Annotated in this window: 12 protein-coding genes; 6 read left to right on the top strand and 6 right to left on the bottom strand. The window is 66.1% G+C overall.

All coding sequences use genetic code 11. The features are described 5' to 3' along the window. The first annotated feature begins 94 nt into the window (after positions 1–94). Entirely contained in the window at positions 95–352 is a 258-nt protein-coding gene (locus tag QM732_RS16045; RefSeq protein WP_415659398.1) for a hypothetical protein, read from the top strand. Positions 353–380: 28 nt separating this feature from the next. Here QM732_RS16045 and QM732_RS16040 read toward each other — a convergent pair whose 3' ends face one another. Continuing rightward, entirely contained in the window at positions 381–1121 is a 741-nt protein-coding gene (locus QM732_RS16040) for a YdiY family protein (protein WP_415657105.1), read from the bottom strand. Positions 1122–1305: 184 nt separating this feature from the next. Between QM732_RS16040 and QM732_RS16035 the strand changes: the two genes are divergently transcribed. Continuing rightward, a complete protein-coding gene (locus QM732_RS16035) occupies positions 1306–3672 on the top strand; it encodes a UvrD-helicase domain-containing protein (protein WP_415657104.1) in 2367 nt (788 codons plus the stop codon). A 139-nt stretch (positions 3673–3811) separates the two neighbouring features. Here the strand turns inward: QM732_RS16035 and QM732_RS16030 are convergent, their stop codons facing one another. Next, on the bottom strand, positions 3812–4624 hold the full coding sequence (locus tag QM732_RS16030; protein WP_415657103.1) for a class I SAM-dependent methyltransferase: 813 nt from the start codon (positions 4622–4624) through the stop codon (positions 3812–3814). A 63-nt stretch (positions 4625–4687) separates the two neighbouring features. On the opposite strand from QM732_RS16030, the gene QM732_RS16025 reads away from it, so the two are divergent. Beyond that, the gene (locus QM732_RS16025; RefSeq protein ID WP_415657102.1) at positions 4688–5107 is read left to right on the top strand and encodes a PaaI family thioesterase; all 420 of its coding nucleotides are present in this window, start codon (positions 4688–4690) and stop codon (positions 5105–5107) included. Here the strand turns inward: QM732_RS16025 and QM732_RS16020 are convergent. The 4 genes from QM732_RS16020 to QM732_RS16005 all read right to left on the bottom strand — a co-directional run bounded on the left by QM732_RS16020 (position 5104) and on the right by QM732_RS16005 (position 9332). Continuing rightward, entirely contained in the window at positions 5104–7074 is a 1971-nt protein-coding gene (locus QM732_RS16020; protein ID WP_415657101.1) for a PhoX family protein, read from the bottom strand. The genes QM732_RS16025 and QM732_RS16020 overlap by 4 nt on opposite strands. An 88-nt stretch (positions 7075–7162) precedes the next feature. Continuing rightward, the gene (locus QM732_RS16015) at positions 7163–7999 is read right to left on the bottom strand and encodes a BPSS1780 family membrane protein (protein WP_415657100.1); all 837 of its coding nucleotides are present in this window, start codon (positions 7997–7999) and stop codon (positions 7163–7165) included. Then, on the bottom strand, positions 7996–9009 hold the full coding sequence (locus QM732_RS16010; protein WP_415657099.1) for a homoserine kinase: 1014 nt from the start codon (positions 9007–9009) through the stop codon (positions 7996–7998). The genes QM732_RS16015 and QM732_RS16010 overlap by 4 nt, the downstream gene beginning before the upstream one ends. Positions 9010–9038: 29 nt before the next feature. Continuing rightward, a complete protein-coding gene (locus QM732_RS16005) occupies positions 9039–9332 on the bottom strand; it encodes a hypothetical protein (RefSeq protein ID WP_415657098.1) in 294 nt (97 codons plus the stop codon). 44 nt (positions 9333–9376) lie between these two features. Between QM732_RS16005 and polA the strand changes: the two genes are divergently transcribed. Genes polA through QM732_RS15990 form a run of 3 tightly spaced genes read left to right on the top strand, consistent with a single transcriptional unit; the run spans position 9377 to position 13166 of the window. Then, positions 9377–12136 carry a DNA polymerase I gene (gene polA / locus QM732_RS16000; RefSeq protein WP_415657097.1) on the top strand — a complete coding sequence of 920 codons (2760 nt, stop codon included), beginning with the start codon at positions 9377–9379 and terminating at the stop codon, positions 12134–12136. 58 nt (positions 12137–12194) lie between these two features. Further along, positions 12195–12542 (top strand): type II toxin-antitoxin system prevent-host-death family antitoxin, encoded by a 348-nt coding sequence (locus tag QM732_RS15995; RefSeq protein WP_415657096.1) that lies wholly within the window; start codon positions 12195–12197, stop codon positions 12540–12542. A gap of 3 nt (positions 12543–12545) precedes the next feature. Further along, positions 12546–13166 (top strand): AAA family ATPase, encoded by a 621-nt coding sequence (locus QM732_RS15990; protein ID WP_415657095.1) that lies wholly within the window; start codon positions 12546–12548, stop codon positions 13164–13166. Positions 13167–13194: the final 28 nt, after the last annotated feature.

Below are 13194 nucleotides of genomic sequence, written 5' to 3'. Positions count from 1 at the left end.
GGCCCATCATCGGAAAAATGATTGCTTTTGGCAATCATTTGGCGGGACGGCTACGCTGCGGACTTCGTCGCAATGGAGAAGCCGCTTGGGCATCGTGGTGTATTGGCTGGAAGGCGAGGGCGAGTCGGCAGGTCCGGCCTGCCAGTTCTTCGGCAGTGCGGAGCTGACGCAGGCCCTGGCTTGCGCGGAGGATCGGCGCAGGCAAGGTCATCGCCACGTCAGCATCTCTACCGAGCTGGAAGACCACGTGGGCCAGCCCGGCGTGGCGGCAGTGGAAGGCGGCAGGACGCCCGACGGCGAAGCCTATGAATGGTCCAAGGCCGGGCGGGCCGGCAAGGTGCGGCGGAGGTAGCCCCTGCCGCCATTGCCAACGAGGTGTGTCAGAACTTGTAGCCGAACCCGACGGTCAGCAGGTTCTCGGTCTTCTTCAGGCCTTCCGGGACTTCGCTGTTGTAGCGGCTCGACAAGCCGGTATTGAGCGTCCAGCCGCCGCTGATCTGCGTCGACAGGCCGGCGTCGAGGTTCACGCGGGTGCCGAGGTCGCCGCTCTTGGGGTGGTAGGTCAGCCGCTGGTTGAACGAGGTCGTGTCGGTCAGCTTGTGCTTGGACTCCTCGCCCAGCAGGGCCTGCGCACCCCTGTCGGACGTGCCGTCGATGAAGCTGGTGTCGGTGTAACCCACGCCGCCGAACAGGTCGAAGGTGTTGCGCTCGTCGCGCACTACGTGATAGCCCATGCCGCCGTTCAGGCTGTAGCGGTCGCGCACGCCGGCGCCGGCCTTGTCGGTCTCGCCTTCTGCTGCGCCGAATGCGAACCAGTCAGGGCTCAGGTTGAAGTCGTAGCGGCCGCCCAGGCGGAGCAGGTCGGCAGAGGTGGTCTTCACGCCGTCCACCTTGGTGCGGCCGTAGTTGCCGATGCCGTAGAGGCTGATCTTGTCCTGGGTGGTGGCGCGGCTGGTGTTCGCGTTGACGGACAGCGTCATGCTGTCGTTGTTACCGCTGGACAGGGCGCCGCCAAGGCTCGCGTCGCCGTGCCACAGGCCGTCCTGCTTGTCTTGGGCATGAACAGCCAGCGGGGAGGCGAGGGCGATGGCAGCGGCTGCGACGGCAAGGGTTCGAAACATGGGGTTACTCCTGAATGCAAGAAAAAACCCCAACGACCAGCGTTGGGGATGAATCACTGTGGCGCACGCCGTTAACGGGGCGATCACGCAACCATGCTGCCATGAAATCTAGGGTTTCCACCAAGTAAAGCCCGGTCCGCGGTAACGAAACCGGACGGGGAGGGGGGCTCTTTAAAATGCGGTGATGACCCCTGCGCCAGACGCTGCTGCACTGCACAGTCCCCTTCTCCAGCATCTCAACTCCGAGCAACTTGCCGCCGTCACGGCGGCTCCTGAACCCGCGCTGATCCTGGCTGGCGCCGGCTCGGGCAAGACCCGAGTGCTGACTACCCGCATCGCCTGGCTGCTGCAGACAGGCCAGGTCAGCCCTGGCGGCATCATGGCCGTCACGTTCACGAACAAGGCCGCCAAGGAGATGCTCACAAGGCTCTCCACCATGCTGCCCTTCAACGTGCGCGGCATGTGGATAGGCACCTTCCATGGCCTGTGCAACCGCTTCTTGCGTGCGCACTGGAAACTGGCCCACCTGCCGCAGGCCTTCCAGATCCTGGATGCCAGCGACACCACCTCCGCCGTCAAGCGCGTCATCAAGGCGATGAATCTCGACGAGGAGCGCTTCGTACCAAAGCAGGTCGGCTGGTTCATTGCGGGCTGCAAGGAAGAGGCCTTGCGCCCGGGCGACGTGGAGCAGCGAGACGAGCAGACGCGCAAGCTGGTTGAGATCTACGCAAACTACGAGGACCAGTGCCAGCGCGAGGGCGTGGTCGACTTCGCTGAGCTGATGCTGCGCAGCTATGAGCTGTTGCGAGACAACCCGGCTGTGCGCGAGCACTACCAGCACCGCTTCCGCCACATCCTCGTCGACGAGTTCCAGGACACCAACAAGCTGCAGTACGCGTGGCTGAAGATGTTCGCCCCGCCGGGCGCGGGTACCGGTCAGAGCCTCCTGGCCGTGGGCGACGACGACCAGAGCATCTATGCCTTTCGCGGCGCGCGCGTCGGCAACATGGCGGACTTCGAGCGCGAGTACCGTGTCAAGAAGGTCATCAAGCTGGAGCAGAACTACCGCAGCTTCGGCCATATCCTGGACGCTGCCAACGAGCTGATCAGTCGCAACAGCCAGCGTCTTGGCAAGACGCTGCGCACCGACGCAGGCCTGGGCGAGCCGATTCGCGTGCAGGAGGCACCCAGCGACTTCGCCGAGGCGCAGTGGCTGATAGAGGAGATCCAGCAGCTCCACCGAGGCGGGCTGGACCGACAGGAGATTGCCGTCCTGTACCGCAGCAATGCGCAGTCGCGCGTCATTGAGTCGGCGCTGTTCAACTCGGGCATCCCTTACCGCGTCTATGGCGGCCTGCGCTTCTTCGAGCGCGCCGAGGTCAAGCATGCGCTGGCCTATCTGCGCCTCTTGGAGAACCCCAATGACGACACCAGCTTCCTGCGCGTCGTCAACTTCCCCACTCGCGGCATTGGCGCCAAGACGCTGGAGAACCTGCAGGATGCCGCCAAGGCTTCGGGCCGCAGCCTCTACCAGAGCGTGGGTGCGATTCCTGGCAAGGGTGGTGCCAACCTGCTGGCGTTCACGAACCTCGTCGACTCGACGCGAAACCTGACACAGGGCATGACGCTGCGCGAGATCATCGAGCAGGTGCTGGAGACCTCGGGGCTGCTGGATTTCTACCGTACTGACAAAGACGGTGCCGAGCGGCTGGAGAACCTGGACGAACTGGTCAACGCAGCCGAGGCTTTCGTCATGCAGGAGGGCTTCGGCAAGAACGCTGTGGGCCTGCCGGTGGACGAGGTGGCTCCCAGCGTTCAGTCCACGGGCTCGCCCGGCGCGGTGCCTGATGCAGAGACCGGCGAAATCATGTCGCCGCTGGTGGCCTTCCTGACGCATGCATCGCTGGAGGCGGGTGACAATCAGGCCCAGGCCGGCCAGGATGCCGTGCAGTTGATGACGGTCCACTCAGCCAAGGGTCTGGAGTTTGACGCGGTCTTCATAACGGGCCTGGAAGAGGGCCTGTTTCCGCACGAGAACGCGATGTCCGACCATGACGGGCTCGAAGAAGAGCGCCGGCTGATGTATGTGGCCATCACGCGGGCGCGCAAGAGGCTGTCGCTCAGCTTTTGCCAGACGCGCATGCTGCATGGCCAGACGCGTTACCACGTCAAGAGCCGCTTCTTCGATGAGCTGCCCGAGGAGGCGCTGAAGTGGCTCACGCCGCGCAATCAGGGCTTCGGCTCGGGCTATGCGCGCGAATACCAGCAGGCCTGGGAGCGCGGCACGGGGCTCAAGGGCATGGTGGGTGCGGGTCGCGTGGAGAAGGCAGCCTGGGTGGAACCACCGGTGCCGGCCAGCATGCGGCAGAAGGTCTCCGAGGAGCACGGCGGCCTGCGCGTCGGCAAGGGCGTGTTCCACAACAAGTTTGGCGAGGGCGTGCTGCTGACGCTGGAGGGCTCGGGTACGGATGCACGCGCTCAGGTGAACTTCGGCCGTCATGGCACGAAATGGCTGGCGCTGTCAGTAGCCAAGCTCACGCCAGTCGATTGACTGCTCCCCCAGCCTCGCGCCGCTGAGCGCGGGCGAGTCTGGGCCGTGAGGACTCGGCCCCGAGGAGACGGGACTGCTCGCAGCATCGCCCGTGCAGGCAGGCCTTCGGTGGGCGCACACCGCCTGCGGTGGCGTGTTTTCAGCGGCCGACGATGATGACGTGGGCCTGCATCAGCGTGTCGATGGCACCGACGCCGAAGCGCTCGCCTATGGCCTGGGCGACGTGGGCCGTGAGCTCCGGCAGCCGCCCGGGCGCGCGAGCCTCGATCTCGCCGCGCAGCGGCGTGCCCTGGCAGAAGCCGAGGGCTGGACCGGACGGCGACTCGGCGCGCGCGCGCAGCGGCAGCGTGATGATGTCCGCGTCGTGCTCGAAGCCGCCCTGGGCGAGGTCAGCCCGCAGTTGCTCGATGTCGTGATAGCCGTGCGGAATGCGGGCGATGAAGCGTGGTGGGTTGTCCGGGAAGGCCTGGGCGAGCGCGTCCATGACGGCCCGCGCCAGCTCGTTGCTGTCGATGTGGTCCCAGACGTTGAAGACGAAGCACCCACCCGGCTTCAGCACACGCCGGATCTCAGCATAGGCCCGCGCCTTGTCGGGGAAGAACATGGCGCCGAACTGGCATACCACCAGGTCGAAGCCCGCGTCGGCGAAGGGTAGCTCCATGGCGTCGGCGACCTGCCACTGCACTGGTCGGGCAGTGAGGAGTGCGGTGGCCATGTCCAGCATGGTGGCGTTCAGGTCGCTGGCGACGATGTGGGTGCGTGGTGGCAGCTCGGCCGCCAGGCGGCGCGTCAGCGCGCCGGTTCCGGCGGCGATCTCCAGCACCGTGCCCGGTTGCAGCGCTGCGGCGCGCGCCGCCAGATCGACCGCGTAGGGTTCGAAGATCAGCGGCACCATGTAACGCTCGTAGAGCTGGGGGATGGAGCCCGTGAATCCCCTGTCAGCAAGTTCCATGGGCCGATTCTGCTGCGGTGCTAGGCTCGCCGTCGACCTCTACGCAAATCCTTGCAAATCGCTATGACCGACCCCCGTCCCTCGCAGGCCGAGCTCGCCGCCTTCTTGCAGACCGAGTTCCCGCAGAACCGATGCACGCTGGAGGAGCTAGACGAGGACGGCAGTGTCGTCGTCACCCACCCAGTGGGCGAGCGTGAGCTGCGACCGGGTGGTACGGTGTCGGGCCCGGTCATGATGACGTTGGCCGACGTGGCGCTGTACATCGCCATCCTAGCGCATATTGGCATCGTGCCACTGGCCGTGACGACCAACCTGTCCATCAACTTCCTGCGCAAGCCGCGGGCCGACAGGCGCGTCGTGGCGCGCTGCCGGCTGCTGAAGTTGGGCAAGGCTCTCGCCGTGGGTGAGGTCTATATCTATTCCGAAGGTGAGGACGAACCGGTCGCCCACGCGACCGGTACGTACTCAATCCCGAGGCGCTAGACCGGCTTCTTGGCCAGCGTGATGCTGCTGACGGCGCCGGTCAGATAGCCCACCTGGGCGCCGAAGCGGTCCTTGAAGTTGGCACGCACCAGCGGGTCCAGCGTGGCCTTGACGACGTTGTGCAGGGGCGTGCCCCAGTCGCCGGCATGCTGGAAGTTGCTTGTGATGTAGGTCCAGCCGTTGAGGTCGTCTACCACACCCAGGCCGGTGGCTTCGGCGCCGGAGGGCATGGACACGAGGCGACTCAGCACCTTGGTATCGACGTTGTAGGCCCAGACGAAGTTGTTGACGTGGTAGCCGCTGTCCTCACCGATGAAGAGGGTACGCAGCTTCTCCGAGAACTTCAGGTTGTCCGGCGCGGCGACCTTGTCGGCATTGCAGAGGTTGCCCAGCGCGTCGGCCGAGGCGAGGTCTTCGCCGATCAGCAGCGTCTTGGTCAGCGAGGGCACCCAGTCGCTGTTGATGGCCGTGCCGGCCGTGTCCTTTTGCCCCGTGCTCAGCGTATGGGCCAGCACGCCACCGGCGTTGAGCGCCTTCTCGATGGTGATGCTGTAGGCCTCGTTCCAGGCCGCGTTGCCGCGCACCATGGAGCTCTGCATGTTCTGCAGCGCGGAGTAGGCGACCTTGTCCTTCACGTTGACGGTGGTGCCCTCCATCTTCGTGAAGGCCATGGAGCCACCTTTTAGCGCGGCGTAGCGGTGCGTCTCCAGGAAGGCGGCGGCCTTGTCCATGCCGGCCTTCACCCGGACCCACTGCGGCTTGCCGCTGAACCAGATCTTGGTGTAAGTCGCGTCGGCCGGGTCGGTGGTGGCCACGTCCATGATGTCTGTGGCCTTCAGCGTGTCGGCCAGCGCCTTGATCTCCGCGCTGGTGGCGGAGCCGAGCTTGATCCAGTTGATGGCCGCGCCGGCCGCGGTTGTGTCGAGCGAGAAGCCGGCGCCGAACCTGGCCACGTACAGGGTGCCGGCGGAGAGGTCCTTCTCCTTGTCGGCCACGAACATGAAGAAGCCGCCATTGGTCGCGTCGTCGCCCATGATGGCGGTGCGGTTGTCGGGCATGACCTGGATCAGCTCATGCGAGATGCGACCCAGGCAATAGTGCTTCTTGATGGTGCCGGTGCCGTCGGGGTTGACGGTCACCTCGGGCAGGTGACCATAGTGGTAGGGGTTGGCCTTGCTGGCGTCGCCGAACAGGTTCTGGCTGTAGGCCTTGAACATGGTGTTGGACGCGATCGTGAACGCGTCGGGCTCGTACTCCTCGCTGGAGAGGTGGGTACCCCAGGGCGACAGGCTGGAGCCGCAGGTGATCCACAGACCCATGGCCGGTGCGGTGTCCACGTTGTGGTACTTCACCAGTGAGAGCTTGCCGCTGGTCTGGTCCTGGTCAAGCGTCAGCACGGCGATGGGCGAGGGCAGCTTTCCGTACATGTCGGTCTTGCCGTCCTGAGCCCAGGTCGTGTATTCGAACTGCACGACGGCGAAAACGGCCTTGCCCTTGATACCGGTCACGGTGGGGTTGTCGAGCTTGAGCAGGGAGGTGCCGTCCGGCGAGTCGCTGAAGAACTGGCGCTCCTTGCCGGCCACGGTGGTGTCGACGATGGGCTTGCCGGCGAAGTCGACATAGCCGCCCGCCAGCAGGGTGCCGCCCTTGCCGTCGGAGACGAGGTCGCCGGTCGTGAAGAAGGGGGCATAGGCCAGCGAGAAGCCCTGCGTGCTGTCGTCGCTGTACTTGACCATCAATGTCGAGTTGACTAGCGTCTTGGCCATGTCGGCCGGTGCGGCGAGGCTGGGCGCGGCCATGGGCACGAAGCTGGCGGAAGCGAAGCTCGCCGCGGGCGTGCTGTCGTCGCTGCCGCCGCCGCAGGCGGTCAGCAGCCCGCCGAGAGCGGTGCCGCCCAGCGGCAGCATCAGGGGGACGCCCAGGAACTTCAGGGCTTGGCGGCGGGGGAGAGCGTTGGATTGGGACATGGAAGCGGCAGACTGCCCGTGCGGTGAAGACCGCAGCAATCTAGGAGGCTTGCATGTCGCCCTCGTGAAAACCCGGGGCGGTCGGGTATCAGTTGTCGCTGTCGAGCACGTCCTGCGGTGCGCCGAACATGAAACAGTCGACGAAGCTGAAGTACAGCGAGGCGTAGAACACCGTCGAGAGCATCAGGCCCACGGCCATCAGCACGATGGGTGTGACCTGGGCCAGGCCGATGAGCGCGAACACCAGGCTGACGGCGCCGGCCACGCCCATTAGCAGGCCACCCCACAGCAGCATGTTGAGCGCGAACGCGGCCTTGTTGCGCCACAGCGCCAGCGTGCTGGAGAAGAGGGCCTGTGCCACACCTTGGCCGCCCCAGTGCACCAGCGCCGGCGCATGCCAGTAAGGCACTGCCAGCAGTCCCATCAGGCCCATGCGCGTAGCCAGGCCCCAGAACAGGCGCGGATCGGTGGCCGCGTTGGCGATGGCCTCGCTGTTGGCGTTGTCGGCGTTGTCGGCGATCAGCTTCTGCAGGTCGCGGGTGCTGCCGCCATCGATCCAGTCAGCCAGCAGGCCGATGACCAGCATGGCGCCGGCATAGCCCAGGCACAGCAGCAGTTGGCTGCGCCGCCGCTCGGCGGTCAGCTTGAGCGGTGCGACGAAGACGCCGGCCGTCGGCATCTTCTTCTGCAGCACGAGGTGCGTGGCCAGCATGAAACCCAGCGACAGCAGAGGCAGCGAGGCCATGGTCAGCAGCAGGCCGACTCCGGGGATCAGCATGGCCACAAAGCCCGCGAACAGGAACAGGCCGAACAGCCCTGCCAGCGCCAGAGGCTGGCGCTGGAAGACCTTGAAGCCGTGGCGTATCCAGAGCCGGCCGTTGCGCGCCGGTACGTTCTGGAGGTGCAGTTGCATCGTCGTGCTCATGCGTCGGTCCTCTCAGGCATGGCATGCCAGGGGTTGGCAATGCGCTCGCGCAGCACCCGTTCGAAGTGGCGGGGGTCGTGGGCCTTGAGCAGGCTGGCTTCGCGCGGCAGGTGCAGGTCATACAGCCGCGACAGCCAGAAGCGCAGCGCTGCCGCGCGCAGCAGGGCAGGCAGCAGCCGGTGCTCGGCGCCGGACAGCGGCCTCACGCTCTCGTAGGACGAGACGAAGACGGCGGCGCGTTCCTCGATAAGGCGGCCGTCGGTCAGGTCGATGCACCAGTCGTTCAGGCAGACCGCCAGATCGAACAACCAGGTGTCGCAGCCGGCGAAGTAGAAGTCGAAGAAGCCGGTCAACCGCTCACGGCCGGGACCCTCGCCCGGCTCGAACATGACGTTGTCGCGGAACAGGTCGGCGTGGATGGGTCCGGAGTGATGCTTCAGCAGGTCGGCATAGCGGGGCGAAGCGGCCAGTTGTTCCTGGTAGGCCAGCTCGCTCTGCAGCAGCTCGGTCTCGGACGCATCCAGAAAAGGCAGGAGCTGTGGCGTGACTTCGCGCCACCAGGCCAGGCCGCGTAAGTTGGGTTGGTGCAGGGCGAAGTCCCGACCGGCGAGGTGCATGCGGGCCAGCGTCGCGCCGACCTGCTGGCAGTGGAATGCGTCGGGAGCCAGTTGGTGGCCGCCATGCAGCCGGTCGACGATGGCTGCGGGCTTGCCCGCCACCTCGAAGAGGATCTCGCCGCCGGCATCGGCATGCGGCTCGGGTACGGGTACGCCACACTGGGCCAGGTGTTGCATCAGCCGCAGGTAGAAAGGCAACTGTTCCGCCGTCAGGCGCTCGAACAGCGTCAGTACGTAGCGGTGCAGATGCCCGTCGGCCTGAGTGCAGTCGACGAAGTAGTTGGTGTTCTCGATGCCCGCGCCTATGCCGCGCAGCGAGGCAAGCTGCCCCAGGTGGAGATGATCCAGCAGGGCCTGGGCCTGTGCGGGGCTGACTTCGGTGAAAACGGCCATGGAAGGGGCGGCCGCCAGGCCGCGCGCGATCAGAAGTTGAGGACTCGCCAGACCCGCGTGCCCGAGCCGCTCTTGGGCATGCCAGTGCCCGTGCCGCCGGCCGATTCGCGGCCTGCGTCGTTGACGACGATTTCGTAGTCCGGCGCCTTGGTGACCTTGTTCTTCACCGTGACCTTCTTGGCCTCGCCGCGCACCTTCAGTTCCTCGATGCGCACCTGATCGTCCTCGGATACGGTGCGCTCGACCTTCGGTTCTGGAGGTGGTTCGGCCAGGGCGCCGGTCGCCAAGGCGGTCAGCAGCAGGAGGGTGGTGGGGCGAAGCATGATGCTGCCGATTCTAGGTGGCGGGCTGGCCGAGAATCTCTCTCATGAGTAAACCCATCCTGCTGCTGGTTGACGGCTCCAGCTATCTCTATCGTGCCTTCCACGCCATGCCCGACCTGCGCGGGCCTGAGGGCCAGCCCACCGGGGCGGTGCATGGCATGGTGGCCATGCTGAAGAAGCTGCGCAACGACATCGGCGCCGAGCACGCCGTCTGCGTGTTCGACGCGCCGGGCAAGACCTTCCGGGACGACTGGTACCCCGAGTACAAGGCACAGCGTGCACCCATGCCGCCGGAGCTGCGTGCGCAGATCGAGCCCATCCACGAGGTCGTCGGGCTGCTGGGCTGGCCGGTGCTGATGGTGCCTGGCATCGAGGCCGACGACGCCATCGGTACGCTGGCCCGTGTGGCGGTGGAGCAGGGCCATCGCGTCATCGTGTCCACCGGCGACAAGGACCTGGCCCAGTTGGTGAGCGCCGATGTGGAGCTCATCAACACCATGAGTAACGAACGCCTGGACGAGGCGGGCGTGCTGACCAAGTTCGGCGTGGCGCCGCAGCGCATCATCGACTACCTGACGCTGATGGGTGACACGGTGGACAACGTGCCGGGCGTGACCGGTGTAGGTCCCAAGACGGCAGCCAAGTGGATTGCCGAGCATGGCTCGCTGGACGGCGTCATTGCTGCCGCGCCCATGGTCAAGGGCAAGGCAGGGGAGAACCTGCGCGCCGCGCTGGACTGGCTGCCCATGGGGCGCAAGCTGGTCACCGTGAAGCTGGACTGCGACCTGGGCGGGCACATATCCGGCTGGCCGACACTGGAGCCGCTGGCCTTGCGCGAGCTCGACAAGGAGGCGTTGGCCGCCTTCTACACGCGCAACGGCTTCAAGACCTGGTTGAAAGAGCTGACGGGCGAAACCCCGGCGCCCCGGCCGAAGGCAGTTGCCGCGGCCGCTCCCGGCCTGTTCGACGCGGTGTCGCCCGCGCCGGCCGTCGACATCGCCCGCCAGTACGACACCATCCTCACGTTCGAGCAGCTGGACGCCTGGATCGCCCGGCTGCGCGCGGCGCCGTTGTGTGCACTGGACACCGAGACCGATTCGCTCGACCCCATGGCCGCAGCCATCGTGGGAATTTCCTTTGCCGACAAGCCTGGCGAGGCTGCCTACATCCCTTTGCACCACAGCGGCCCCGATGCGCCCGAGCAGCTGCCTTTCGATGCGGTGTTGGAACGACTCAGGCCTTGGCTGGAGGATGCCTCCGCCAGCAAGATCGGGCAGAACCTGAAGTACGACCGCCATGTCTTCGCCAACCACGGCATCGCCCTTGCCGGCGTGCAGCACGACACGCTGTTGGAAAGCTACGTGCTTGAGGCTCACAAGACCCACAACCTGGAGGCTTTGGCCGAGCGTCACCTTGGCCGCCAGGGCCTGAGCTACGAGGATCTGTGCGGCAAAGGCGTGCACCAGATCCCGTTCGCGCAGGTGGACGTGGCCAAGGCCACGACCTACTCTGGCGAGGATTCCGAGATGTGCCTGCACCTGCACCAGGTACTGTGGCCACAGATCGAGGCCGATGCGGGCCTCATGCGTATCTACAGCGACATCGAGATGCCCACGGCCGAGCTGCTGGCCCGTATCGAGCGCCATGGTGTGCTGATAGACGCTGACAAGCTCAAGCTGCAGAGCCACGAGATCGGACAGCGCCTGATCTCTTTGGAGCAGCAGTGCTATGACATCGCCGGGCAGCCGTTCAACATCGGCTCGCCCAAGCAGATCGGCGACATCCTGTTCACAAAGCTGGGCCTGCCGGTCGTCAAGAAGACGGCCACCGGCGCGCCGTCCACCGACGAGGAGGTGCTGACCGAGCTGGCTGCGGACTTCCCGCTGCCGGCCAAGATCCTCGAGTACCGTGGCCTCGCCAAGCTCAAGAGTACCTACACCGACAAGCTGCCGCTGCAGATCAACGCCCATACTGGCCGCGTGCACACCAACTACGCGCAGGCCGTGGCCGTCACGGGGCGTTTGTCCAGCAACGAGCCTAATCTGCAGAACATTCCCATCCGCACGGCCGAGGGGCGGCGCGTGCGCGAAGCCTTCGTGGCGCCCGAGGGTTGCCGCATCGTCAGCGCCGACTACTCGCAGATCGAACTGCGCATCATGGCCCACATCAGCGAGGACCCGGGCCTGCTCAAGGCTTTCCAGGAGGGCCAGGACGTTCACCGCGCCACGGCCTCCGAAGTGTTCGGCGTCCCGCTCGACGAGGTGTCGTCCGAGCAGCGCCGCTATGCCAAGACCATCAATTTCGGTCTCATCTACGGCATGGGCGCTTTCGGCCTGGCCGCCGCGCTGGGCATCGAGCAGAAGGCGGCCAAGGACTACATCGACCGCTACTTCACCCGCTTCGCCGGCGTGAAGCGCTATATGGACGAGACCAAGGCGCGCGCGGCGGAGCTGGGCTATGTGGAGACGCTGTTCGGCCGGCGCATCTACCTGCCCGAGATCCGCGGCGGCAACGGGCCGCGGCGCGCCGGCGCCGAGCGCCAGGCCATCAACGCGCCCATGCAGGGCACGGCCGCCGACCTCATCAAGCTGGCGATGCTGGCCGTGCAGGCGGAACTGGATCGTTCGGCCAAGCAATCGAGCATCATCATGCAGGTGCATGACGAACTCGTGTTCGAGGTGCCCGAGGCCGAGCTGGATTGGATGCGTACCGAGGTGCCGCGGCTGATGGCGGGCGTCGCCGAGTTCAAGGTGCCACTGCTGGCCGAGGTGGGTGTGGGTGCCAACTGGGAGGAGGCCCATTAACTTCCTATTTTCCATAAAATAGGCAAAATATCGACATTCCGATGTCTGAATGTCGCCCATGTCCGTCATCCTTGAGCCAGCCATCGCCGACCAACTGCCCAGCGTGTCGGCCACGCAGCTCGTGGCCGGCATCCAGAAGGTGGGCCGTGCCGTGGCTGCCCATGGCGCGGTGCTGATCACCAAGCATGATCAGCCAGCCTATGTCCTGATGTCAGTCGAGCGCTACCGAGAGCTGCAGCGCGCGGCGGAGCCCGATCTCGGTGCGCTCGGCGGCGAGTTCGACGCGATGCTGGCGCGCATGCAGGGGCAGGGCGATGCGCTGTCGGATGCGTTTGCCATGGCGCCGGAGGCCATCGGCCACGCCGCAGCGAGAGCTGCTAAACGCTCCCGGCGCAAGGCGGCCTGAACCTTGCCCGCCAGGCTTTTCGTGCTTGCCGGCGTCAACGGCGCCGGCAAGAGTTCGCTGGGCGGTGCGGCGATCCAGTCCAGCGGCGCCGAGTTCTTCAACCCTGACATCATCGCCGCCCGCTTGCGCGAGCAGCAGCCAGTGCTGTCGGCTGAACAAGCCAACGGCCTCGCCTGGACCCTGGGCAGGCGCGGGCTGGAGCGGGCGCTGGCCGAGGGGCTGACCTATGCCTTCGAGACGACGCTGGGCGGCGCCAGCATCGCGAAGCTGTTGCTGGAGGGTGCGCGGGCCGGAGCCGAGGTGCACCTCTGGTTCGCCGGGCTGGCCGCGCCCGAGTTGCACCTGCGCCGCATCGCCACTCGCGTGGCGGCAGGTGGGCATGACATTCCAGAGGCCAAGGTACGCGAGCGCTTCGACGCCAGCCGCAGCAATCTCGTCAAGCTGATGCCGTACCTCGCCAGCCTGCGTATCTACGACAACAGCTTCGAGGCTGACCCGCGCGCCGGCCGCCGGCCCCAGCCCGCGCTGTTGCTGCAGATGCAGGGCGGTCGCGTCGTGGCGCATGCGCCGCTGCGCGGCGTGCCCGCCTGGGCCAAGCCGCTGCTGGCCGCCGCGCTGCGTTGACTATCATTGATGACCGTAACGAGAGGGG

This window comes from Roseateles sp. (assembly GCF_047654805.1).
In the GTDB taxonomy this organism is placed as follows: Bacteria; Pseudomonadota; Gammaproteobacteria; order Burkholderiales; family Burkholderiaceae_C; genus Pelomonas.
Note: the sequence above shows the minus strand (reverse complement) of the source record. Positions and strands in the feature narration are given on the sequence as shown.

Bases quoted from the DNA above. Each gene is read 5' to 3' on its own strand.
- QM732_RS16040 (WP_415657105.1), bottom strand. From the start codon at position 1,121: ATGTTTCGAACCCTTGCCGTCGCAGCCGCTGCCATCGCCCTCGCCTCC.
- QM732_RS16035 (WP_415657104.1), top strand. From the start codon at position 1,306: ATGACCCCTGCGCCAGACGCTGCTGCACTGCACAGTCCCCTTCTCCAG.
- QM732_RS16030 (WP_415657103.1), bottom strand. From the start codon at position 4,624: ATGGAACTTGCTGACAGGGGATTCACGGGCTCCATCCCCCAGCTCTAC.
- QM732_RS16025 (WP_415657102.1), top strand. From the start codon at position 4,688: ATGACCGACCCCCGTCCCTCGCAGGCCGAGCTCGCCGCCTTCTTGCAG.
- QM732_RS16020 (WP_415657101.1), bottom strand. From the start codon at position 7,074: ATGTCCCAATCCAACGCTCTCCCCCGCCGCCAAGCCCTGAAGTTCCTG.
- QM732_RS16015 (WP_415657100.1), bottom strand. From the start codon at position 7,999: ATGAGCACGACGATGCAACTGCACCTCCAGAACGTACCGGCGCGCAAC.
- QM732_RS16010 (WP_415657099.1), bottom strand. From the start codon at position 9,009: ATGGCCGTTTTCACCGAAGTCAGCCCCGCACAGGCCCAGGCCCTGCTG.
- QM732_RS16005 (WP_415657098.1), bottom strand. From the start codon at position 9,332: ATGCTTCGCCCCACCACCCTCCTGCTGCTGACCGCCTTGGCGACCGGC.
- polA (WP_415657097.1), top strand. From the start codon at position 9,377: ATGAGTAAACCCATCCTGCTGCTGGTTGACGGCTCCAGCTATCTCTAT.
- QM732_RS15995 (WP_415657096.1), top strand. From the start codon at position 12,195: ATGTCCGTCATCCTTGAGCCAGCCATCGCCGACCAACTGCCCAGCGTG.